Here is a 24139-nt window from a genome sequence, read left to right as displayed (position 1 = left end):
CCTTTTCATGTAAGCTTTTGGTTTAAGGCCGGAAGTTTGCCGTACGAATCACATAATTACCGATCGCCTTTTGGTTCAGGGTATAACCGATGCCCGGGCTATCTGGAACTGCCAATTGACCGGGAGCCATCAACTCTACACCATTCTCCACGATGTCTTCCTCCCAGTAACGGCTGGAAGCGGCTGTATCACCTGGGATTGTAAAATTTGGCAAAGAGGTAATCGCAATATTATGTGCGCGGCCTACACCCGACTCAATCATGCCTCCGCACCAAACCGGAATGTCGTGTGCCTGACACAAGTCGTGAATACGTTTGGACTCTGTTAGTCCACCGACCCTCCCCACTTTGATATTAATAATGCCGCAGCTACCTAGCTCTATCGCTTTTCTGGCATCATCCACATTGTGAATACTTTCATCGAGACAAATTGGAGTGGACAACTCCCTTTGCAGCTTGGCATGATCAATAATGTCATCATGGGCGAGTGGTTGTTCGATCATCATCAGCCCATATTGATCTAGCTCCTTCATCACATCCAAATGTTCCATCGTGTAAGCGGAGTTCGCATCCGCCATGAGCGGGACACCCTCGCCAAAACGTTCGCGGATTGCTCGAATCACCTCTACGTCAAAGCCTGGCTTGATCTTTACCTTGATCTTCTTGTAGCCCTCACCGAGATGGCGCTCTACTTTTGCCAAAACTTGATCGACCGTCGGTTCAATACCGATGCTGATCCCTACATCGATGACAGATTTCTCGCCCCCTAATGCTTTGGCGAGTGAGATTCCTTTTTGCTTGCTGTAGAGATCCCAGATCGCGCCTTCTAAAGCAGCCTTCGCCATGTTATTGCGGCGAATGGGAGCAAACAGCCGATCCACATCCTCCGGGGTCTCGATTTCACTCGTGAACAGCTTCGGTATCATAAACTTTTCCATCATGTGCCATGCTGTCTCTGTCGTTTCTTCACTATAATAAGGAGCCGACATTGCCACACTTTCTGCGTGCCCTACCTCTCCCTCTCCATACACACTGACCAGAATGAGCTCCTTGATGGTCGTATGTCCAAAACTCGTTTCGAAACGGAAACGAAGTGGCATGTGTAGTTGCTGCAATTCAATTCGTTCGATTTTCAATGTACTTCATCCCTTCTGTTCCATATAAATGACAAGCAACATAATGTTGTGGCGAAGCAAGTGTAGCGACAGGACGCACTGTGCGGCAAACATCCGTAGCATATGAGCACCTGGTATGAAACGCACATCCAACAGGAACATTCGCTGGAGAGGGAACATCCCCGGAAAGAACGATTCTCTCCTTCTTCCGAAACGGATTGGCTTTGGGAACCGCTGACATGAGCGCTTCTGTGTACGGATGTAGCGGGCGCGTAAACAAATCCTTTTTGCTGGCGATTTCGACAATTCGTCCGAGATACATTACCGCAATTCGGTCGCTGATGTGGCGAACGACACCTAGATCGTGTGAAATAAACAAATAGCTCAAGCCTAGCCGTTGCTGCAAATCCTGCAAAAGATTCACGATCTGCGCCTGGATGGAAACGTCAAGTGCTGAAACCGGCTCATCTGCTACGATCAATGAAGGTTCTACCGCCAGTGCTCGAGCGATCCCGATCCGCTGCCGTTGCCCCCCGCTAAACTCATGGGGAAAGCGTGTAGCGTATTGCGTATTCAGTCCGACCATCTGAAGCAGTTCTTTTACTTGATCGCGCCTTTCTTTCGCAGACATCTGCGGATCTTTGACGCCTAACGCTTCCTCCAAAGTCCCTTGCACGGTCATCCGTGGATTTAACGACGCATACGGGTCCTGAAACACGATTTGCATTCGTTTGCGGAGTGGACGAAAACGTGCAGCTGACATATCCAGAATGTTTTGCCCCTCAAATTCAATCGTTCCACCCGTCGGCTCAATGAGTCGCATAATGCTGCGACCAGTCGTTGACTTGCCACAACCACTTTCTCCTACCAACCCAAGCGTTTCGCCTTTTCGCAATTGGAAAGAAACCCCATCGACTGCCTTGATCACTTCGTCACTATTGCGAAACAGTCCTTTGCTAATGGGAAAATACGTCTTTAAATCGTTTACCGATAACAAGATATCACTCATACCGCCATCTCCTTGTTCTCGTACAGCCAGCATCGAACGGCCTGTGTGCCTGTGCCCGTTGCCTTAAGCGGCGGTTTTTCTTGGTGACATCGCTCCTCGGCCTGCGAGCAGCGGAAGCGGAATGCACACCCTTGTGTCACTTCACCCAGTAGCGGGACACTGCCTTCAATCGGATCGAGGCGCAGCTTCTCCTCCTCATCCAGATCGGGGATGCAGCGTAAAAGCCCAATCGTATACGGATGCTTCGGATTCGCAAACAGACTGGCAACGTCAGCTTCCTCTACGATCTCCCCGTAGTACATGACAAGGACACGATCAGCCATTTCAGCTACCACTCCCAAGTCATGCGTAATGAGCAGCAGGGAGGTATGGTCGTTCTCCTTCAGATCGTTCATCAGTTCTAAAATTTGCGCTTGAATGGTCACATCCAGTGCAGTCGTCGGCTCGTCCGCGATCAGTAAATCCGGGTTGCAAGCCATCGCCATTGCAATCATGACACGCTGCTTCATCCCACCTGATAGCTGATGGGGATATTCCCGCATAATGTCTTCTGCCCTCGGCACGCCCACTTTTTTGAGCATCTCAATCGCTTTTGCTTGGCGTTCTTTTTTCGATAAATCGGTATGCAGCTGATACACTTCCTCCAGTTGTCGGCCGATCGTATGAACAGGATTGAGTGACGTCATCGGTTCCTGAAAAATCATCGCGATATCTTTTCCGCGAATGTTGCGAAGTTCGCTGGCACTCAACTGGTTCAATAAGGTATCACGAAACCGAATACTTCCCTCCATCTGCGCATTCGCCCGGGACAAGAGCCCCATGATCGCCAAGGACGTCACGCTTTTTCCACAGCCAGACTCGCCTACCAGTGCGACCGTCTCACCTTTTTTCAGTTGAAAAGAAATGCCTTGCAGCGCTGGCAGCTCGCCCTTATCCGTCTTAAACTGTAAGCGTAAATCAATTACTTCCAAGAGTACCTCTTTCATCAGCTCGTGCCCCCTTCATCCATTACCTCGTTTTCGGGTCGAATGCATCCCGTAATCCGTCACCTAACAGATTGAAGCCAAGGACAACCAGCATGATGGCCATTCCAGGAAAAATGGACATCCACCAAGCCTGACTCAAGAATGCCTTACCGACAAAAACCATGGCTCCCCACTCTGGCATCGGCGGTTGGGCACCCAGTCCGAGAAAGCTCAAGGCAGCTGCCGCCAAAATACTCACACCGAATTGAATGGTGGAAAGCACGATGATCGGGGACAGAATATTGGGTAAAATATGCTTCAGCAAAATCTGCCAGTCCCTAATCCCCAGAGCGCGAACAGCCTCAATGTACTCTTTTTCCCTTATGGATAAGACCGCAGAGCGAACGACCCGCACATAGGACGGAATAACGGCAATGACTACCGCGATCATGGCATTCGTTAACCCAGGACCCAAGACCGCAATGACAGCGATCGCCAGAAGCAGTGCCGGAAGTGACATGAGAATATCCATGCCCTGCATGATAAACAGATCCACACGACGATAATAGCCAGCGATAATACCGAGCGTTACACCTATCAAGGTAGAAAGTACAACCGTTATCAAACCCATCAGCAAAGAAATTCGCCCCCCGTGCAACAAACGGGAAAAAATATCTCTGCCGAAATCATCCGTTCCGAGAAGATGTGTCAGACTCGGAGCGCTTAATCGGCTGTTAAAGTTCATTTGTTCGACAGGATGAGGGGCAACGACTGGAGCAAGAAGCGATCCCAGTGTAAAGACGATCAGGATGACCACACCCGCCATTGCTGTCTTATTGCGTCTCAGCCGTTTGCCCATCCCTCCCCAATACGACTCCGGACGATTACTGTTCACCATTCATCCGCTCCTTCCTTAGTCGAAATGGATTCGCGGATCAATCCGGCTGTAAATGAGATCCACGATCAAATTGGTTAAGGCAAAAATCAACGCCATGAAAAACACCATGCCCTGTATAGTCGGCATATCCCGTTTACTGATCGCCTCAATCGCCAGGCTTCCGATCCCTTGCAGAGAAAACACGGTTTCCACCACCACAGCTCCAGCCATGAGCGCACCGAACTGCAAGCCTAACATCGTGACAACAGGAATAATGGCATTCGGCAGACCGTGGCTCAAAATGATTCGGAAAAGCGCCGCCCCCTTGGCCTCGGCTGTCCGCATGTAATCCTGCTTGATGACTTCCAGCATGCTGGAACGGGTCATACGGGCGATCATCCCCGCTTCCGCCATTCCCAAGGTGATCGCAGGCAGTAGCAGGGAGTGAATCCCCTCATAGCCGGAAATCGGAAACAAGGCTAGCTTGTAAGCAAAAATCCAGATGAGAAACAAAGCAATCCAGAAGCCGGGTGCCGAAATACCGAGTAATGAGGTAAGCACCACAAGCCGATCGATGATGGTGTTTTGCTTGACGGCAGCAATCGTGCCTAACAAAATACCGAATATTGCGGCAATGATTACACTAAGGATGGCAAGCTGCATGGTGATCGGGAAACGGTTCATAATCTGATCCCATACCTTTTCGCCAGTGAATAACGATGTTCCCAAATCGCCAGCGAACAGGTTTCCGACAAACCGCATGTATTGCTGCCACAGTGGTTGATCAAGACCAAGCTTCGCTCTCATTTGACTGATGGCCTCTGGTGTTGCAAACTGTCCGAGTATTTGTGTTGCGGGATCGCCCGGAATGAGGTGTACCATCAAGAAGATCAGGACGGATACGCCAAGCAGTGTACCCACCAGGGAAAGTAATCTTTTTATTACATATCGGCGCATGCCTTCACCTCTGTTGTCTATTTTTCAAGCGTGACATCATGCAACGTAATGCCTTGCGTGTACGGATTGACCGTAAAGCCTTTGACACCACGTGTCGCTATCACCGTCTCGCTCACCCATAACGGAACCCACGGCATGTCATTCACCAAAATCTCCTGTGCATCTTCGTAAATCTTGAGACGCGCCTGCTCATTCATTTCCAAACGTCCTTTGTTCAGTAAAACATCCAACTCAGGGTTGTTGTAATGAGTACGGCTTGTTGAATTGCTCTTTTCAAAGATGAGGTACAAGATATCCGCATCAAACCAGCCGTAGTACATCAAAGCCATGTCATACGACTTTTTCGAAATACGCTCTTTGATGGTTGTCATTTCTTGCACGCTAATTTTCATATCAATACCTGCTTCTTTCAGCTGGCTCTGCAAAATCTGCACCGCTCGCTGAAATGCTGGCTCTTGAGAGACGAGCATTTCTACAGACAACGGTTTTCCGTCCTTATCCACGATGCCATCCCCATTACTGTCCGTCCAGCCTGCTTCCGCTAGCAACTGCTTGGCTTTGCCTAAATCTCTCGTATACAACTGCTTCGCCTTGCTTTCAATCGCTTCACTGTAGCCATAAATCGTGGGTGCCAATGGACCATAGACCGGCTTGCCGAAGCCGTTCAACGCTACCTGAACAAGTGGATCGCGATCTACGGAGAGGGCTACTGCTTTGCGCAGACGGACATCTGAAAACAGCGGGTGCTTATTGTTAAAAGCGATGTATTTGTTTCCAACGTCCATCGCTTTCTCAATCTTGACTCCGGGCAGTGTCTCAAGCTCCGCAACCGAGTTCGGCGGCGCATCATACAACACATGGACCGTACCCTTTTTGAATTCCATCAAGCGCGTATCGTCGTCTTTCATAAACCGGAACATCATGCTGTCGAATTGCAGAGGACCTTTGTTGGCAGCGTACTCCGGTCCCCAGTTATAATCGGGATTTTTCTTGTAGGTGAGAGAAGCACCCCGCTCGCGTTTGTCAAAGATGATCGGCCCCGTTGCAGATGGGTTATCTGCGAAGCCATCCCCTAATTCTTTTGCCTTTTTGGCGTCTAGAGGCGAGACTAATCCACCGACAATGACGTTAACAAAAGGGGCAAACGGTTGGCTAAAATGCACCTTGAGCGTATGCTCGTCTGTTGCTTCCACTTTTTCAATCGGACCTGCAAGCCCCTTCACAGGCGAAATGGCAAGCAAACGGTCAAACGAATCTTTTACGGATGCTGCCGTCATTGGATCGCCAGAGTGATAGCGGACATCTTTGCGAAGGATAAATGTCCAAACCTTGCCGTCTTGCGAGATTTCGTACTTCTCTGCCAAACGCGGATGGAGTTTGCCTGATGCATCACGGGTCAATAGAGGCTCGTATATTAAACTGTTTTCCATACTCAGCCAGCTCGTTTTGTGCATATCAAGCGAGTCTGGGTCCGTCAAGGAAGCGATGACTAATGTGTTACCTTTGGCCGACGTGTCATTCCCCGCTTGATTGGTCGGCTGTAAGGAGCAGCCTGCAATCAACGCCGTTGCCACAAATACACTCAAGGCCCCTTGCTTCCATCTGTGAATCTTCATGTCCCGTCCCCCTTATCAATTGCCTTTACACTTCTGCCCCTTCCACAAACGGGTATATTTGTCGACTTGTCTCTTCGTATTCTTTCAGTCTTTGTTGTACCTGTTCGCCATCAGCTTGAACCACACCACTGATCAAAATATTCAGCATGGAAAAGATCGCCGTCATTCCTTTTAAGGCAGTAGGAGCAGGTGCGGTGACTTTCAAAATTTGGTCGGCTACCGGCCCAATCGGAGATAGCTCATCGTCTGTAATCCCGATGATTTTGGCGCCTCTCTCTTTGGCTGCTTTTGCAAACAGGATGGTTTCACTCGTATAGCGGGGGAAGGAGAGTGCGATCACGAGCCACTCCTGATTGATCTGGGTCAACAGATAGTTGACGTCATCAACTGGCCCATTGTACAGATGTGCGTTTCCTCTGACGACATTCAGTGTAAAAGCGAGCCAATGGGCCGGAGCATAGGAGCTGCGAAACCCTACGACGAGAATGTGTTTGGCTGCCATTATACTTGTAACCGCTTGCAAAAGATGGTCCTTTTGCAGCTCCCCTAACGTTTGCCGAATATACGCTACATCCTGCTCCATGTTATAAGAAATCAGGTCTTGTTTCCCCTTCATCTCCACAGCTGCTGTACGAAAACTGCGGATGGCATCAGCTTTTGGGACTTTTTCCAATAAGGAGCTGCGAATCTCGTTCTGCAATTCGCTGTACCCGGAGTAGGCGAGAGCGTAAGATAGTCGGATGATCGTGGTTTCGCTTGTGCCGCTCAAAGCCCCGACAACTTTGGCTGGTTGCAGTGCAACGGTCTTCGGCTCGGCGAGAATGTATTTGGCTGCGAGTTTTTGTTGGTTGGTCAATTCCGGATAATGCTTGCGGATGCGCTCCTGTACGGATTCCATGATCATCTACTTCCTTGTCAATTGATGTAGGTTCCACTCGGTGGCTGGATCTAACGGATAAATCGGACGAATGGCGCGTTCGTATTTGAAGAAGCGGAAGTTGAGCGTCGTCAATCCCGGTGAATCGATGGTAATGACGCGTGCGCTGATCGGTTCGAATGATGCCCGGAAATGTGTGCTTGATTTCAAGGCCACGATCTTGTATTTGGTCACGTCAATTCCGTGCAACAGAAAAATTTGCTCATCCAGCACTTGCGATTTCACGGAGCAAACCAAGACGTCAACCCCTTCGATTTGCAAGCGAACGGATCTGCCAAAATTCTCATGACCCCCTTGCCCCATCGGTGTCGTCGCAATGAATTTTCCATCTGTCAAAGCTTTGACATAGGCTGTTACTTCAAGTGGTTCTCCATGCAAGTAGTCTGTCTTTCCACCGAGTGATAGTTGTAAGGTAGCGCCTACTCCAGCCTGATGGGCAATCTGGACCACTTCGGGATCGTAAATAAAACCAAAGCATGCATTTGTCAGCTGGGCTTCCAGCATTGCCCGCAGTAAATGCGTTCCGTCTCCAGGTGTGCCTCCGCCTGGATTATCTGAGGTCTCATTGATTACAATTGGCATCCCTTCCGTTTCCAGTGCCATTGCAATTCCCTCGGCAGGAGCAGGCATGTTCAGCTCGAATTCATCCCGCTTTTCCCAAATCAGACTGGCGACATCCTCGCTCACTTTTTTGGCGAGCTCCTGATCGTTATTCGTAACGCTCAAAACAGAGACGCCCAGCTCAGGAATGTCCGTATATGGAAATCCGTGGAAGAATGCACAGTCGATGACGCCTTCTTCCTTTTCCCACGCCCAGCAGGCTTCGTTTATTTCACGTGCAGGGGAATGATGAGTAGCTGATGTCGGAATCAATAGTGGCAGTCTGGTCAAATGCATGGTCGGCTTAATCCCTTCCGTAACCATCTTGTGCGCCAGATCGATCGCTTCAATTCCGCGTTCATAGCAATCCACATGCGGGTAGAGGTGGACACCCAGGAGCGCATCGGCTTCATCTACCATTTTTTGTGTCATGTTTGCGTGGAGGTCTAGCGTAACAATTAAAGGAATGTCGTAACCGACCAACTGACGCACTGACGCCAGAATGTCGCCTTCCAGGTCATCCATTCCTTCTACGACCCCCGCTCCGTGAAGCCCTAGACAAATAGCATCTGCACCTTCTGTCGCAGCAATCGTATCAAGAAGCTCCTTTTTAATCTGGTCATACGCTTCTCGCAAAATCGTCCCCGCTGGATACGTAAAGGTGAGAAAGGTCGGCAGTAGCTCGATGCCCAGCTCTTCGGCGCGATCCACCATCCCACCCGGAAAGTTGCGAACGCCCCGATTGCGATTCACAATCGTTTCATGATAATCCCACTCATAGCTTTGAAACATCTCGAGCGTCGTGGGCACATTGGAAAACGTATTCGTTTCATGCGCAATCCCACCAATAATCACCTTCATTCTTAGACCCTCCATTCGATTTTGAAGTATGAACTTTAATTTTTGAATTTTTTGAAGTTTAAACCTTTGTGGACATTATAAAGGGAAGAAAATCATTTATTCAATCGCTAAATTATGAACGTTTTATCGATTCTGCTATACTTGTTGATTCATAAACAAAAGCCCTCCCTGTACAGGGAGAGCTTCTGTGTAGCTCGTGCCATTTATGAGGTTTTCCATTTCGCCAATTCAGATGGGAACTTGTCATTCAGTACTTTGATATAGGTACCCTTCATCCCTAACGAACGGGATTCCAGCACACCCGCGCTTGCCAGCTTGCGAAGAGCGTTCACGATGACAGAACGTGTCAGACCTGCTTGATCTGCCAGTTGACTAGCTACCAGCAAGCCTTCGCGTGCATCCAATTGTTCCATAATTTTTTCAATCGCGATCTGTTCACTGTAGGACAACGAAGAGAGTGCGATTTTGGCAAATGTTTTGTCGCGCACTTCATTTTCAATTTGTTCTGTGCGCTGACGAACGATTTTCATACCGATCACGGTAGCACCGATCTCGCCCAAAATCAGATCCTCTGTTTCAAACTGACCGTAAGCACGCAGCAGAACTAGTGTGCCAAGACGGCTTCCCCCTGCATTGATAGGAACAATCGTCGTCATCATTTGCGGGAAGATCGAATTCAACTCTTTTGGAACCAGGGTGTACGGACTGGTGATCGGCTCGTTCGCCAAGGTTTGTGTAACTTCCAGCAGCTTTTGATGTACACCTTCCTGGAGCTGTGTGGATGAACGTCCTTCTTCTTGCAGGGAAATTTCCTGATTCATTCCACTTCCCAGGATCGTGCCATCTGCGGTAATGATGTAAACATTTGCAGAAATTACTTCAGATAAAAGCCTTGCGAGATCTTGGAAGCCTACTCCGCTGCCACCCATTGTTTTTTGAAGCATCACATTAATTTTTCTCGTTTTTTCTAACAAATTCATAATAATATCCTCCTCTGGATTCTTCATGCTCACAGTATTGTCAGAAAAATCCAGCCCTATACATGCAAATCGAAAAATTAAAAAGAGAGTTGTGTACAGGAATTTAGGTAGAAGCCCCGACACCGATTCATAGATCAATGACTATTCTATAGGGAATTGACTACATCTTGCGGGTGGGAGGAAAATCGATGAGCTTGTTTAACGGCGGCTTTAATGGGATTGCGCTAATTCTTGTCTTGTTCGTTCTGTTGACTATCGTAGGCGTTGGCGATGATTAAGACCTCCATAAAGAAAAAAGGCTGACAGAGTGGTCACTTTCACTCCGTCAGGCCTTTTTTGTATTATTCTCTAGCGAAGCTGCTGCTTAATGAGCGCTTCAATCGCTTCTGCAATGACATGCGTATGTTTGTTCACATCTGCATTCGTTAAGCGGAAACGGATATAGCGTTCGTCGAGATTAAACGCTTCTTCAAATGCTCCCATAAAGCCTCGCGCACGTTTATCCAGTTCCAATAAAACTTCCAATTCGCCATCGCGAAGGTAGAAGACTACTTCGAGCTCCTCCAATTGGCTACGGTATGGCCCTGTTGGACGGAATTCAAATTCCTGCACAAACGGATGATTGCGACCGAGGTGGCGATTGTATTCGCAGTCTACCTTATACAGCTGGAATCCGATCTGTTGAACGGCATCCAACACTTTGGACATTAACGGATGTGGGCGAACCTCAATGAAATCGGAATCCCCCGGGTCAATCGCATTTTTAATATCGAGACCTGTCCGTAGGTAAACGGGTTGACGCCCCATCGTCAATGGCGTCTCATACGGCAATTGAAAAGCGAATGGCAGAACGGTTTCTTCTTTCGGTTTCAATTGTACCCGCTCAGACAGACGATATTTTACAAGTGTGCATTCTTCCTTCGTCTTAGAGTCGTTGACTTCTCTTTCATAGTGTGTAACGACATACATGTAGATTTCGTCGATTTCCTGGGCGACATCTCCTCCCTTGATATGGACCTCACCTCTGACCATATCTCCGGGAATGAGTGAATCCTGCTCAAGACGTGCATCTACTTGCGCAGAGCCAATACCTACACTAGCCAACAATTTTTTGAACATGGACATGTGTTCGCCTCTCCTTTATACCGACCCAGACCTACATGATCTGGCTATCAGATATTCTATATTGAAATATACGGCGGAAGAAATAGAAAGTTTCGCGCAATCTTTTGCCAAACATCATCGGGTATAACGTCCGCTGTCACGAACACATGCAGCGTTCTACTGATTACGACCGTTTTGATTCGTACCTCCACCGTCGTTCGATCAGACAAAATGTATTCGCGGCGTCGCAGCATTTCATGCAAGACCTGATGGACCTCCGCAACCTGCTCAACCTTCTTCCCTTTTAACGAAGCGAGGTCCTTTTCCACGCGATCGACTACTTGTACCACAATAGTGGCATGAAGTGGCTGCTTCTGATCCGCAGTGAGTACAGAAGCGCGTACGTCTTCGATGACGGCCTCTTGCTTTTTGCGATAGACCCGCTGATTTTGCTTCAGCTCCAGATTTTCCTCGTACAGTTTTTTGTTTTGCAGCTCCAAGCTTTTTTTGATCAGCATCATCTGTTCCATTTCGCGTCCGTATGTAAATAAAATCACGGTTCCGCCCAACACGCACCCCATGAGCAAAAGAGCGAGGTAACGTTTCCAAAGAATCACCTTCATGAGCGCACCTGTACCAGCCAATGCACACAAATCGTTCCGATATGGGCACCCAAGAATGCGACGACGATCATCACAAGCTGTTTAAAGACAGGTGTCAAATTTCCCATCAGTATTTTTTCGATCTGCAAAAACGAATCAAAAGTTCCGCCCAATGCCCCAACCAATCCCCATATTTTGAGCTGGTCAGCCAATTGGGCCATGGATAACAGCGGAGGCTTTTCTGTGAGAAATGCGCCCACCCCACCTGAAAGAGCACCGCCAACCACAATGCCATAAGCCACAAAAAACGTCAAAATGACTTGTGCCATGTTGTGCTTCATCCTTTCTTCGAACAAGCAGCATATGCTTATCCCTACGCTCGTCATCCCGGTTTTATAACAGGACTCGTCAGCGTTCACAATAAAAAGCGGCATGCTCTATTTGGCAGCATGCCGGATCAGTCAGCGTTGGTTCCTTCTCCATTTTTTCAGTTTCTTTTCAATGCGCGGCGAGTTCATGATCATGAGATCTGTAAACAAGTTGACCATTTTCGGATTGCGCAGCATCTGGTTAAAAACCTCTGGATTTTGCTTGAACCATTGCTCATTGGCACGAATCCATTTCTTGAAAGCGTCGTTTGATTTGTAATAGTGATTCAATTGCCGAACCGGCCGATATCCACTCATCTTAATCTATCCCTTCGTCAAAAAATATAACGAGGAGAAAAACGATCACGATGATCCAGATGATCACTTCGAAACCTTCCTCGTTGAAAAAACCAAATCCTCTCACGTCAGATCCCCCCTTCATCCTGCCGCGCTCCTCGCACCATTCCATACCGCCCATGGTACCTTTCCCTATAGGTATATGTGGTTGCACGCTTGTTGGATTGGACACTTGCCTGCCTTCAAATCGATTTTGTGTGCTTGCCTACTTTGTTGTGAAAAATGACGCATAGGGACACTCCTTTTCCACTCATACTAGAGAGGAATGAATCAAAGAGGAGACGAACATGACAGCCTCTACTGGATCTCTGTTACGAAACAAGCCTTACTTGCTGTTACTGACAGTCGTCTTTTTCATGCATATGGCCTCTTACCTGGTCATTCCCGTCTTCCCAGTCTTTTTGCAAAAGGTACGGGTTCTTTCTCTCTCCCAAGTCGGCATCATTTTGGCAGCGGGAAGCATCACATACCAAATCGGAAGCTTGGCAGGCGGCTTGATGTCAGATCGCTGGGGCAGACGCTCCATCCTAGCTTTGGGGGCATTCCTTCAAGGTTGTGCCATGGCAGGCTATCACTTCAGCCATTCCTATGGTCTCTTCTTGTTATTCTCCTCTGTCAACGGTTTGGGTCTTGGCCTGCTCGCTCCTACCATTAAAGCCATGATCGCGGATGAAGTGGATGAGAGCCAAAGAACCGCTGCCTTCTCGTGGAGAGGGATACTCGCTCATAGTGGGATCATTGTCGCAGGCTTAATCATTACGTGGATGACTGCGGGTGGGAAACAGCCGTTTCTCGTAGCTGCCTTTGTATATGGAGCACTTGCTGTCTTTTCCCGCTTCATCCTTCCCGATGATCGCTGTGTGGGAACTGATTGCAAGCAAACGCCGATCAAGGAATATTGTCACATCTTAACCCATCGCAGCTTTCTGCTTTTTTCCGTGATCTCGCTCTTAATCTGGGCGGTCTACGCTCAATTCGCCATGATCCTGCCGCTGCGGGGAGAGCATGTCCTGCATTCTGCTACGATGATTGGTCTCATTTGGACGATCAACTCGCTCAGTGTCGTCATCTTGCAAGGGTTGCTCTCACGCTTTGTTCTACAGCGTATCAATCCGTACTTGTCTGTCACGATGGGAACGATCTTGTTGGGTGCAGGGCTTACACTCATGGGATGGGCGAACCACTTCCTCACACTGTGCGGGGCTGCGATACTTTTCATTTTGGGTGAGATGCTGTTTATGCCGATGCTGGACAGTCTCGTCACTCATTTCGCAAAAGAAGAATGGCTGGGAGCGTACTTTGGCTTTTCCAATTTCGTATCTGGTCTTGGGACGGCTCTTGGGACGGGATTGGGTGGAGCGATGGTTGAAAAGCTAGGGGGAGTCGGCAGCAAATATCCGTGGATTGGCTATGGAGTGATTACGCTGTTTTTGGCGGCCATTCTTGGTCTGTTTGCCGTATACGCAATTCCTCGCCACAAAAACGCTGTACCTGACTCGCCCTTAAAAAATCGCAGAAAGGAAGGGGCCACATGAACGCAGAGGAACACGCACAGCATCAACCCGAAAAGCAAATGGAAGTGCTTAGGCGAGTACCGCTTACCTCCCTATTCATCCAATTGGAGGACCATGTCTCCTCCCGCATTCGTCAAAAAACAAATTCGCCTTGGCAACCATGGCTTTGAGAAAGGGGTAGTTATATGACCAAGCAAAACAAGGATTCCTCTGTACAGCAAAATCGACCAGACGAGCGCAATCGCCAGCCCAAAAGCGTTCAAAACGATGCACCGGGCTATGGAGACAAAAAACTGGAGGGTCCAAATCGTCCTTCCACCTAAGCTTCAGGCAATCAATAAAAAAAGTCATTTTGCGCCTTCATGCAAGGGCAAAATGACTTTTTTCGTTTCATTTACGCAATCGGTACGAGCTTGTATGGCAAAGAAAATGCTTCCAATCCGTCCAAAAATGCTTGGCGAGACTTTTCATCAGGTACAATCAGTTGGAGATAGCGCGTGAAATAAAACACGATGCGATCTTCTTTGCCCTCTTTCAAGCGATAGTGTGACAGCTGTGCGATATCCGTCAAGTTGTAGAAGTATTCATAGTGCTCCGGTGTAAAAGGCGCTTGAAAGATCCGGCTGACGACTACATCATTGCTCAGATTTTCCCGCATGTTCTCTTTTGTTGCCCCGAGAAAACGAAGCAGCTCCCCGGCGCGCTTCGCCCCGACCTTTTCCACCAGTATGCTGTCGTTGTATTCCACTTCCAGATCGGTCAAGTTGTTCTGAACCGCTGCAAGCATTGCCATCAACACCTTGCGCACTGCCAGATTCTCCGTAGCGAATTGATTGTCAAACACATTAAATTCAAAGGACGTAGCTTCGCCCTGTCGCCGTGTATACAATATGATCCCGTTCAAAAGCACTCCTCCACTTTCTCTTTCCTCGAAGATATTCTCCAGACCATTTATCTAGGCAAAATGGATTCCCACGTCGCACGGTCCAGCTTGCGAATGACACTGAACAGCAGACGCTTAGCTGCCTCGTAATCCTCGCGATCAATGATCGAAGCATGGCTGTGAATGTAACGGGAAGGAATTCCAATTACGGCAGACGGCACTCCCTTGCCATGGTACTGAACGACACCTGCATCTGTCCCGCCTTTTGCCACATAAATCTGGTACGGAATGTTCTCTTCTTCGCACGTGGAGATAAGAAGCTCACGCAATCCTACCGGCATGACGTACATTGGATCGTAGATGCGCATCAAAAGTCCACCGCCGAGCTTGCCGCCGTCATCTTTTACACCTGGTATGTCTGTGGCTGGACTCGCATCCAAGGCCAAGAACAAATCCGGATCGATGGACGCAGCGGCAGTTTTCGCGCCGCGCTGTCCGGACAATTCTTCCTGTACAGTGGCTCCTACGTAGACGACATTCGGATGATCGGGTTTTTCGTGCAGCTCTTTTGCGAGCTCCACTGCCAAACTACAACCATAGCGATTATCCCATGCTTTAGCCATGATGCGGCGCGGATTGGCCATGACCTGCAACGGGCAAACCGGAACGATTTGCTGGCCAGCCCGTATCCCTACCTGTTCTGCTTCCTCACGTGAATCCACGCCGATATCAATGTACATGTTGCGTACATCCATCGGCCGATTGCGCTGATCGTCGCTCAAGACATGCGGCGGGATCGAGCTGATTACGCCTTCGACTGGTCCATTGTCCGTAATAATTTGTACACGTTGCGCGAGCAGGACCTGCCCCCACCAGCCTCCCAACGTCTGAAATGAAATAAATCCTTTATCAGAAATTCGGGTGACCATGAAGCCCACTTCGTCCATGTGACCCGCTACCATAATTTTCGGACCGTTCTCGTCACCACGCATAACGCCAAAAATACTGCCCAAATTGTCGTACATGAGTTCACTCGTATAGCTGCTTATGTATTCCCGCATAATCTCGCGTACCGGACCTTCGAAACCAGACGCTCCTGGTGCCTGCGTCAAACGGTTCCACAGTTCAACTTGAAATTTATTTTCCATCGCCAAAAATCCTCCTCGACCCTAGTTTCATGCCTATTATCCCTCTCTATTATCAGCGAGAGAGAATTCAGACGCAACTACTCCCAAGCAGGAATGCAAGAGCTTGTCCCGAATGAAGAAAAAAACACGAATCGTTTGAGGAGGAAAACGTAGATGGCAATCACGTTACGAAAGTTGGCCAAATTCAGTGAAATTGAGCAATTAGAAGCAATGGAGGGGAAAATATGGGACCCTTCTAGTGCGATTCCCCACCATATGACACTCACCATGCAAAAGTTTGGCGGTCTGTTTTTAGGGGCATTCGATGGCGAGGAAATGATCGGCTTTTTGTACAGCTTCCCGGGCTTCACCAACGGAGAACCCCATCTTTGTTCGCACATGCTCGGCTTTTTGCCAGAGTATCGCAAGCAAGGGCTGGGCGTACAAATGAAATGGCTGCAAAAAGATGAAGCGGCCGCTGCGGGCTATTCCAAAATCACATGGACGTACGATCCGCTTGAGACTGTAAACGGTGTTCTGAACATCGCCAAGCTGGGAGGTATCGTTCGAACATATTTGCCAAACTGCTACGGACAGCTTGATGACGACTTCAATCGTGGACTGCCGACAGACCGTTTCCTCGTGGAATGGTTTATCGGTAGCAATCGTGTGGAATCACGTCAGGCAGGGAAGAACTCTACTCCCTCTTTTGAACAGGCGCCAGACCTGTTGCGTCTAGAACTCAAGGATGGTATCCCACATCCCATCGAAATAGATTTGTCACGCGAAGAGCCTATGGTGTTGCTCCCTGTCCCTGCCTTCTTCCAAGATGTAAAACGAACAGATATGAGCGTCGCTTCCTTGTGGAGAGAGATGACGTGCGAATTGTTCACGGCTTATTTTGCCAAAGGATATGTCGTCACAAATATCCTCCGTGATCAATCCACTGTTCGTTACGTCTTAGAAAAGCAGCCGTTGACTGATATTTTAGGGGCCTCGTCCTCTCTATCCTAGCTAGAATTGCGCGATGGGTGGGCGGTATGTGGTAAAATGAGTGTTGCCCAACCCTACACAACAAAGGACGAGAATGAAATGAATCGATCACAATACAATTATGACGTTATCATCATAGGCGGCGGCCCCTCTGGGCTGATGTCTGCTATTGCTGCTTCTGGCCAAGGAGCAAGAGTTTGTCTCGTGGAAAAAGGCTCGAAGCTCGGACGCAAGCTCATCATATCTGGCGGCGGTCGCTGTAATGTAACCAATGCCAAGGAGCAAGATGAATTAATCAAACAAATGCCGGGAAATGGCCGCTTCATGTACAGTGCTCTCACCCAATTCGGCAACCGAGAGATTATCCAGTTTTTTGAGGAGATGGGTGTCGCTTTAAAAGAAGAGGACCGGGGCCGTATGTTTCCCGTCACAGATAAAGCAGTGACAGTTGCCCAAGCGTTGATTGATTTATTAAAACGCCAAGGTGCCACCCTCCATTTAAATGCCGCTGTAAAAGAAGTTCTCTATTCGGAAGGCAGAGTCGGTGGTATCATGCTGCAATCCGGTGAGAAAATCACCGCGCCTTGTGTGATTATTGCTGTCGGAGGCTGTTCTGTACCACAGACAGGGTCTACAGGCGATGGCTATGCATGGGCGAAAGCAGCCGGGCACACGATCACAGAGCTGTATCCTACTGAAGTACCACTTACAGCCAATGACTCTTTTATTCGCGATAAATCAATTCAGGGTCTTTCCCTGCGTGACATCACGATGACCCTGTATGCGCCCAATGGGAAAAAGATCAACACCCAAGAAGGCGATATGATCTTCACTCATTTCGGAATATCAGGCCCCGCCTCACTGCGCATGGGGCACTATGTCTCTGTGTCGCAACGAAAATATGGAGCGGTTCCTCTATCTCTGACGATCGATCTCATGCCTGACAGAACGGCCGAGGAAATCACGGCGGAAAGCTGGCAGCTGATTGAGGAGCAGCCAAAAAAAGCAGTTAAAAATGCAATCAAAGGCTTCCTTCCCGAACGGATTATCCCACTCTTGCTTGCGTTGGCAGGAATTTCGGAAGAAACGACCTACAGCCATATGAAAAAACAAGAGTGGAGCAAGCTCACGAGCTTGATCAAAGCTTTTCCACTCACGATTACGGGCACGCTCTCCCTTGAGGAAGCGTTCATTACAGGTGGCGGCGTGAGCGTGAAAGAGATCGATCCACGCTCGATGAGATCCAAGCTCATGGATGGGTTGTATTTTGCTGGCGAGGTCATGGACGTCCACGCCCATACCGGTGGCTACAACATCACCATCGCCTTTTCATCCGGCTATTCCGCGGGTACGCATAGTGCGCAGGAAGCATTTGAATTTTTTTACGAGAATGACGTTTAGATCAAGAGGGATTGGGGAAACTATGAATCAGGTTCTCTTTTCATGAAAAGAGAAATCAGCACATTACTCCCCCCTAGTTGTAATGTGCTGGTTTAACAGACCTTACTCCCTTTATCTTCCTAGATGGGGCATCGCCTGCGTGAGCGATGCTTCTTTTTTTTGCCCAACAAAAAGCACCTGCTACTAAAGATGGCACGTCCATCTTTTCCTAGCAGGTGCTTTACTATTTGTTATTGGTTTATCCGACAAGGCGGAACAAATACGCAAATCCAGCGAACAAAAAGGCTAAGCCCAACAGAAAAAACGTGTTGGCACGCTGCTTGACGCGCTTTTCGTCTCCTTGAAAATAGGCGTTCATTCGCGATTGCCAACGTTTTGTCCGCGGCTGTACCATGACGAGAATGCCAGCTGCCAGTAAGAAGAGAGGAAAGACTATCATCGGACTCACCCTTTTTTCTTACGGCGGAGAAGCCAACGGTTGTCCTCTTCGGCTGGTGCGCCTTCGATTACCAGACGGGCCTCCTCGGCAAGTTGATAGGCTTCTGCGAAAGCCAGTTGGCGAAATGATATCTCTGCCTTCGTCAACAACTCATTAACCTGGCGATTTTGGCGGCGATAACGGTTTGTATACTGAATGGCACCCTCTGCCATCTGACAAGTTGTGACAATGCGTTCTGCCATCCGCTCTGTTTCGCCGACCAAATCACTCGCGTCCTGAACCAGCATAGCCACCTCTTCCAGATCATAGCGGTACTGCTCCATGATCGTTTGCACGCGGCCCAACGTTTGCACGACTTCTTCAAACATGTATTTCAATTGATCCGGTATCCCCGGCAAGTAGCTGCGCTTGATTTGCTGACGGACGCGGACTAATGTGTTAGAAATTCGCTCCAATTCATCCAGCGCATCGTCTTCCGTTTCGATGACCAAATACGTTTGCTCTTCTTCTTCCGGAATCATCTCTTCCTGTTCAGGCTGATTCTTCGGCATGACCAGTTCATACTCTTCTTCTTCGTAAGCAGGCTCCTCAGCTTTGACTGCAGGAGCAGGCTTTTGTGCTTTTTTATTGAAAAGCTTAGGAATCGCTTGCAACAAAACGGAACGTTCAGCTTCACTTAGCTCTGAGGATTTTCCTCGCACCGTTCGCTCTTCTTCCTCTTTCGCCTGCTGGAGAGGAGTCGGCTTTTCAGGCTCTACTTCGCTGGTAGAATGCTCGGTCTCGCTAGCTGGAGTCGGCTCAGGTATACGAATCTCCCGCTCCACAGGCGCGGATGTCACAGCTACCTGCTGTAGCGAATCATCCTGTTCCACCTCTCCTACTTCTGCTCTCTTTTCTACCTGCACAAATTCTGTTTCATCTTTGCCTTGATTCACTTCTGCTTGCGGTTCCGCTTCTGCATATACCGTCGCTGCTACTTCATCACGAGCAAGAACGCCATCTTCTATCGCTTGATACGTCGCATCAAGGAGCACTTCGAACGCTTTGACATGGGTCAACACCATTTCCAGGCTGCCCTCTTCCAAAGCGCTTTTCGCGGACATGACCAATTGCTTCGCCTGCAAGAGGGCATTGTCCAAGGAATCCTGTTTTAAATCAAAGCCGTCACGAACGGCCTGCTCAATTCCATCTTCCAGATGCTTGAATTCTTCTGGCATTTCTTTTTTCACGCGTTGCACAAGCTTCGGAATGAGCTCCATCGCTTGTCCCACCTGCTCCAGTACTTCCTGAGCTTTTTGTGTGGTTTCATACGCCGCAATGTCGTCCCCTGCCGCCCGCGCAGTTTTCACGAGTTTTCGCATCGTGTCTACTTCATCGAGCGATGCTTTCAGCTCATGGAAAGACAATCCGTACTCCAGACGCAAATCGGACAAACGTCGTTCCATCTGCTCCACTTGCTTTCCAATCTCAGGAACAACAACCTTGTTTTCTTGCTTGGTAACTGCCACTTTGGAAGTGTCTGTTTTTAGCTCATTCAGCTCTTCCTCAATTTTTGAAATGGCCTCTCTCGCCTCATTCAGCATGCCAAGTGCCACCGTAAAACGGAAGCGATCGCAAGCCTCTTCGGCATCGAGGATCATCATTTCCACATCAGGGATGCGAATGCGCAACAGATTTTCTTTTTTATCAGCCAAGTGGTGGTAACGTACTTCTGTCATGCCGCTGGAACGGCGAAGCGGTTTTTCCACCTCGATGACATTGATCTTCTCAACAAGCTCTTCCTTCCAATCCTCTACATCGTCTACTTGAGCAAAAATAGCACGACGCCTGATCATCGCGTAAATCAAGCCGATCGATAGTCCAGCAAATACCGCCCCAACCAGATAGATCCACCATGGAATGCCTCCGAGTGCGATACTGCTTTCGCTCTCTTCTGCTTTACTAGCGTCGGTCGTACCCGGTTTTGCTGTTGCTTGCTTGCTTTCAATGCGGCTAAGCTCTTGGTTTACTTCCGCAATTAACGTTTGAATCCCGGTCAAATACTGCTTTTGTGTACGGAATGGTTCATAGAAAGACGCGATCTTGTCATGCAGCAATGCCATCGTGGCACCTTTTGCCTGCAAATTAGGACCAGCATAAATCCCCAACTGCTCGGTGTTCATGTCGAGTACGATCATGAGTGCATCGTCGGCTAAATTGTAATTGTCGAACAGTTTTTGCGCGTAGATATCCGGAGATTCTGCTTCCGGTGCAGTGCTTTCCACGATCACGACTTTGTAGCTGCCCGGTATGCCGTTCAATGAATTTGCAAAGGTCGTCCTATCTTCTTTTTTCAAATAGTTGTCAGCGTCCTGAACAACTTCGTCTTTTTTATCTGGAAACGGCGTCGCATAAGCCGGATTCGTATATAACAACATGCCTGCCAAACAGAGCATGAATAGTTTTCGTTTCACTTGTCATACATCCCCTTACTAGAATCATTCATTGGGAGAGGCCACGCCTAAGCGGGCAGCAAAGAACCTCGCAGATAGCACATAATCGAGGTTTGCAGCCATTGGACGAACTCCTCGGAAGATGGCTCGAGATCATAGACCTGGCGAACCATTTGTGGTTGCAAAAATGGATATATCATCTGGCTCGTCATAGCCAGTACTGTACGATCAATAGAGACGGGCAAAAACTCACCCGCGACGACGCCGCCCTCGATCACACGCGAAAGCCCGTGCTTCCATCGGCTCATGTATAGCGTCATCACTTCACGTGCAAGCATGGATTCTACGCTCAGCTCACGATGAATCAAACGCGTGATAGGCGCATGCTCACATTGAAATTGCAAATACAGCTGCACAACTTGTTCCAATCGTTGATAGGCAGGGATGTTTTCCTGTTCGTTTTCCAGTTCTTCCAAAAGGCGAAACAACGTCTCAAAGTAAGAAGCAATCAACGTCTCCAGGACTCCTTGCTTCCCTTCAAAGTGATAGGAAATCAGCGCGGAATTTACTTGAGCAACAGAGGCAATTTGTCTTACGGAGGTCCCTTTGTAGCCATGAACATCAAAAAGCTTCGCTGCTGCGGATAAAATACGCATTTTCGTCTGATCCATCAGGCATCTTTCCCATTGTACAGATTATTCGACGAAAAAAGATAGTCATGTTGTATGTTCGACAATGTTTTCCAATATTCCTTCTAGAAATGCTGATTCCATTGAAAAAAACCGCTATCGCATAGATTTTCTTCCACATAAGAAGTACGTAAAAGGCATCGAGCACGTTACTTCAATTTTTAATTTTCCCTGACAAAAAAAAGACGCTCCTGTCTTTTTTGCAAGAGGAACGTCTCACTTGTTTACTCTTACTCCCTATTTGCTTTTTTCCTCTGGAGCTGTGATAGGGGCTACTGTTCCGTATTGCTGCAAATACGTTTCTACTTGCGTATGCTCTTTTACACGCTGATCGTTCAAATCGTACGCAGATCGAATGGACATCGTCATGTTGGTGGGGAGCATCGTTTTTTTGTTGTAGTGAATCGTGTACTCTGCTTCCACTTCCATCTGGTTCACGAGCTCGTTTACGTCCACCTTTTTCTTAGACTGAATCGTGGATCCAGAATGATGTGCAGACGTCCCTCTCCAATTGCCTTCCGAGAGTGACATTGCTATCTTTAGCTTCGGTATGTAGGGTTTCGCTCGCCCTTCTATCGATTGGACTTTTGCTCCCGACTTTGTTTGCTCTTGCATTTGGGTAACAAGCCAGCTCTTTAGTTTGGCAGAATCCAATACGACTCCGAACGCCTCAAAATCGTCTTTTGGATTTTCATCAGGCAGCATCCGAACGTTTCTTTTCATGTTGTCGATTTGCTGAAAGGAAGCGATGGGATTCCAGTTGTTCATTTCTTGATGCAGGGCCGAACTATCCCCTGCGACATGTTTCCAGCTTTCGTTTTGATCATGCTTGGTATACAGCTTGTCCCCTTGGCTGAGCAAGGATAAGTTGTCCACTCTGTTTTCTTCTGGGACAGAGAGCTTCACGTTCATGTACACAGCCTCTCCGTCTTTTCTGCCCGAAAAGTTAACCATGTTCGCATTGGCACTATTCGCTGTCAACAGCTTGGTTTGCCCGTAGAACGCATACGCTTTCTGCGCATCGAACTTGTCACGTACCTGCTCAAACGTTGTATTCGCATCCTGCTTCACACTCATTTGATTACAGCCACCTACAACAACTGTACACACAAGAGCCATCACGTAAATGGGCAAATACTTCTGCATAGATGCTACCCTCCCTCGGCTACCCTGGGTCAGCCTCATGTGGGTCCCAGGGTAATAGTCCCTTTTAGCGTTTCCGGGGAGGAATAGGCTTATTCTACTTACAAGCCTCTCTTGTACGATCAGGTTTTACAGGTGGTAATACAAGATGCGATCTTGCTCTCTCACTTCAATCTGATGAAGAATCATCAACAAATCAATGTGCCCCAACGTTTCGGATAGCGTCAATGGCAATTCTTTTTTGTACAAACCTGGAAATAAGAGAGCATTCAGTTCAAAAGCTGTCTTTTCTCCATCTGCAAGAAGCCTTCGGAGCGTACCTGTCCTCTCCCAGTTCTTTTGCAGACGAGCGAGTATGAGCTCTCGATGGTTGTAAACCGGTTGACCGTGTCCACTGAGGACTTGTTCGATCTCTATGTCCGCACACATTTGCAACGCTGTGCGGTATTGAATTAAGGTCAGTGGTCTTGAACTCGAACGATTCCGGGGTGGTTCAATGAAGGCATTGGATGAAATTCGCTTGATAATATGGTCTCCACCAATCATGACTTGATCCTTTGCCCGATACAACGACAGATGGCTTTGGCTATGTCCTGGCGTATACAGTACCTGCCAGTCCTCCAAGTACGGTACCTTTTGCTCATGCTTCAGATGAAAGTCAATCTGGCTTGGCGCAGAAAACTTCTTCATCAGCTTGTGAAATTTCGAGATAATGACCATCATTTTTTCTGGTACACCGCTCTGGATGTACAGCTCTTCGAAAAACTGATCATGAAAAGTCATAAACTGCTCATCCTGCTGTACATAAGGGGTTGCCTGCGGATGGGCAAACGTCTTCGCTCCCGATTGTTCCCGTACTTTTTCTAACTGCCCGCAATGATCCACATGATGATGCGTCAGTATGACCTGCTCGATATCTTGCACGCTTACCCCAATCGATTCTAAGCCTTCTGTTAAGGCCACCCACGCATCGTCGGTCAACGGACCCACATCAACCAACGTCAAGCGTTCCCCTTTGAGTAAGTAGACGTTTACTGCCCCCACATCAAAAGGTGTAGGTATTTCCAGACAAAAAATATCAGGTGCTACTTGCGTCGCGATCCTTTGCTTGTCATCGTTCGTTGTCATTTTTTATCTACCTCTCAAGTTTTTTGCCTTTTTTTCCGAAAAG

The 24139-nt window shown here is 48.3% G+C and carries 25 protein-coding genes; 5 read left to right on the top strand and 20 right to left on the bottom strand.

All coding sequences use genetic code 11. From position 1 onward, the window contains the following. Positions 1–22 precede the first annotated feature (22 nt). From menC to codY, 9 genes are all read right to left on the bottom strand, one after another. A complete protein-coding gene (menC, locus tag HP399_RS10105) occupies positions 23–1135 on the bottom strand; it encodes an o-succinylbenzoate synthase (protein ID WP_173618460.1) in 1113 nt (370 codons plus the stop codon). Beyond that, entirely contained in the window at positions 1116–2123 is a 1008-nt protein-coding gene (locus HP399_RS10100) for an ABC transporter ATP-binding protein (protein ID WP_173618461.1), read from the bottom strand. The genes menC and HP399_RS10100 overlap by 20 nt, the downstream gene beginning before the upstream one ends. Beyond that, the gene (locus tag HP399_RS10095) at positions 2120–3109 is read right to left on the bottom strand and encodes an ABC transporter ATP-binding protein (RefSeq protein ID WP_173618462.1); all 990 of its coding nucleotides are present in this window, start codon (positions 3107–3109) and stop codon (positions 2120–2122) included. Before HP399_RS10095 ends, HP399_RS10100 begins: the two co-directional genes overlap by 4 nt. A gap of 22 nt (positions 3110–3131) precedes the next feature. After that, complete coding sequence (locus HP399_RS10090; protein WP_173618463.1) at positions 3132–3986, bottom strand: ABC transporter permease; 855 nt, start codon at positions 3984–3986, stop codon at positions 3132–3134. 15 nt (positions 3987–4001) lie between these two features. Next, positions 4002–4922, bottom strand: a complete 921-nt coding sequence (locus HP399_RS10085) for an ABC transporter permease (protein WP_173618464.1) — start codon at positions 4920–4922, stop codon at positions 4002–4004. Positions 4923–4939: 17 nt separating this feature from the next. After that, positions 4940–6538: an ABC transporter substrate-binding protein gene (locus tag HP399_RS10080; protein ID WP_173618465.1), complete on the bottom strand. Its 1599-nt coding sequence runs from the start codon at positions 6536–6538 to the stop codon at positions 4940–4942. A gap of 25 nt (positions 6539–6563) precedes the next feature. Then, on the bottom strand, positions 6564–7442 hold the full coding sequence (locus HP399_RS10075; protein WP_173618466.1) for a MurR/RpiR family transcriptional regulator: 879 nt from the start codon (positions 7440–7442) through the stop codon (positions 6564–6566). Continuing rightward, positions 7443–8936 (bottom strand): M81 family metallopeptidase, encoded by a 1494-nt coding sequence (locus HP399_RS10070; protein ID WP_173618467.1) that lies wholly within the window; start codon positions 8934–8936, stop codon positions 7443–7445. Between the two features lie 203 nt (positions 8937–9139). After that, positions 9140–9916: a GTP-sensing pleiotropic transcriptional regulator CodY gene (codY, locus tag HP399_RS10065; RefSeq protein WP_173618468.1), complete on the bottom strand. Its 777-nt coding sequence runs from the start codon at positions 9914–9916 to the stop codon at positions 9140–9142. Positions 9917–10104: 188 nt separating this feature from the next. Between codY and yjcZ the strand changes: the two genes are divergently transcribed. Then, on the top strand, positions 10105–10194 hold the full coding sequence (gene yjcZ, locus HP399_RS10060) for a sporulation protein YjcZ (protein ID WP_007720887.1): 90 nt from the start codon (positions 10105–10107) through the stop codon (positions 10192–10194). 70 nt (positions 10195–10264) lie between these two features. Here the strand turns inward: yjcZ and HP399_RS10055 are convergent, their stop codons facing one another. From HP399_RS10055 to HP399_RS10040, 4 genes are all read right to left on the bottom strand, one after another. Further along, entirely contained in the window at positions 10265–11041 is a 777-nt protein-coding gene (locus HP399_RS10055; protein WP_007720888.1) for a sporulation protein, read from the bottom strand. A gap of 56 nt (positions 11042–11097) precedes the next feature. Beyond that, positions 11098–11643 (bottom strand): sporulation membrane protein YtrI, encoded by a 546-nt coding sequence (locus HP399_RS10050; protein ID WP_173618469.1) that lies wholly within the window; start codon positions 11641–11643, stop codon positions 11098–11100. After that, positions 11640–11951 (bottom strand): YtrH family sporulation protein, encoded by a 312-nt coding sequence (locus HP399_RS10045; protein WP_007720892.1) that lies wholly within the window; start codon positions 11949–11951, stop codon positions 11640–11642. Before HP399_RS10045 ends, HP399_RS10050 begins: the two co-directional genes overlap by 4 nt. A 132-nt stretch (positions 11952–12083) precedes the next feature. Continuing rightward, positions 12084–12308: a hypothetical protein gene (locus HP399_RS10040; RefSeq protein WP_173618470.1), complete on the bottom strand. Its 225-nt coding sequence runs from the start codon at positions 12306–12308 to the stop codon at positions 12084–12086. A 326-nt stretch (positions 12309–12634) separates the two neighbouring features. Between HP399_RS10040 and HP399_RS10035 the strand changes: the two genes are divergently transcribed. Further along, the gene (locus HP399_RS10035; protein ID WP_173618472.1) at positions 12635–13882 is read left to right on the top strand and encodes an MFS transporter; all 1248 of its coding nucleotides are present in this window, start codon (positions 12635–12637) and stop codon (positions 13880–13882) included. Positions 13883–14046: 164 nt separating this feature from the next. Further along, complete coding sequence (locus HP399_RS10030) at positions 14047–14184, top strand: hypothetical protein (protein WP_173618473.1); 138 nt, start codon at positions 14047–14049, stop codon at positions 14182–14184. A gap of 71 nt (positions 14185–14255) precedes the next feature. Here HP399_RS10030 and HP399_RS10025 read toward each other — a convergent pair whose 3' ends face one another. Together HP399_RS10025 and HP399_RS10020 are read right to left on the bottom strand one after the other, a co-directional pair. Then, entirely contained in the window at positions 14256–14771 is a 516-nt protein-coding gene (locus HP399_RS10025) for a hypothetical protein (protein WP_173618474.1), read from the bottom strand. Positions 14772–14812: 41 nt separating this feature from the next. Further along, positions 14813–15892, bottom strand: a complete 1080-nt coding sequence (locus HP399_RS10020) for a M42 family metallopeptidase (protein ID WP_173618475.1) — start codon at positions 15890–15892, stop codon at positions 14813–14815. A 153-nt stretch (positions 15893–16045) separates the two neighbouring features. On the opposite strand from HP399_RS10020, the gene HP399_RS10015 reads away from it, so the two are divergent. Both HP399_RS10015 and HP399_RS10010 read left to right on the top strand, forming a co-directional pair. After that, positions 16046–16885: a GNAT family N-acetyltransferase gene (locus tag HP399_RS10015; RefSeq protein ID WP_173618476.1), complete on the top strand. Its 840-nt coding sequence runs from the start codon at positions 16046–16048 to the stop codon at positions 16883–16885. 78 nt (positions 16886–16963) lie between these two features. Then, positions 16964–18265 carry a BaiN/RdsA family NAD(P)/FAD-dependent oxidoreductase gene (locus HP399_RS10010; protein WP_173618477.1) on the top strand — a complete coding sequence of 434 codons (1302 nt, stop codon included), beginning with the start codon at positions 16964–16966 and terminating at the stop codon, positions 18263–18265. A 238-nt stretch (positions 18266–18503) separates the two neighbouring features. Here the strand turns inward: HP399_RS10010 and HP399_RS10005 are convergent, their stop codons facing one another. The 5 genes from HP399_RS10005 to HP399_RS09985 all read right to left on the bottom strand — a co-directional run bounded on the left by HP399_RS10005 (position 18504) and on the right by HP399_RS09985 (position 24096). Next, positions 18504–18704: a hypothetical protein gene (locus HP399_RS10005; protein WP_173618478.1), complete on the bottom strand. Its 201-nt coding sequence runs from the start codon at positions 18702–18704 to the stop codon at positions 18504–18506. Positions 18705–18709: 5 nt separating this feature from the next. After that, positions 18710–21157, bottom strand: a complete 2448-nt coding sequence (locus HP399_RS10000) for a septation ring formation regulator EzrA (protein ID WP_173618479.1) — start codon at positions 21155–21157, stop codon at positions 18710–18712. Positions 21158–21204: 47 nt separating this feature from the next. Next, positions 21205–21807: a forespore capture DNA-binding protein RefZ gene (refZ, locus tag HP399_RS09995; RefSeq protein WP_173618480.1), complete on the bottom strand. Its 603-nt coding sequence runs from the start codon at positions 21805–21807 to the stop codon at positions 21205–21207. Between the two features lie 255 nt (positions 21808–22062). Further along, entirely contained in the window at positions 22063–22971 is a 909-nt protein-coding gene (locus HP399_RS09990; protein ID WP_173618481.1) for a hypothetical protein, read from the bottom strand. Positions 22972–23097: 126 nt separating this feature from the next. After that, positions 23098–24096: an MBL fold metallo-hydrolase gene (locus tag HP399_RS09985; RefSeq protein WP_173618482.1), complete on the bottom strand. Its 999-nt coding sequence runs from the start codon at positions 24094–24096 to the stop codon at positions 23098–23100. Between the last annotated feature and the right edge of the window lie 43 nt (positions 24097–24139).

Source organism: Brevibacillus sp. DP1.3A, assembly GCF_013284245.2.
Taxonomy (GTDB): Bacteria; Bacillota; Bacilli; order Brevibacillales; family Brevibacillaceae; genus Brevibacillus.
The sequence above is the reverse complement of the archived record's forward strand: the minus strand, read 5'-3'. Positions and strand labels throughout refer to the sequence as shown.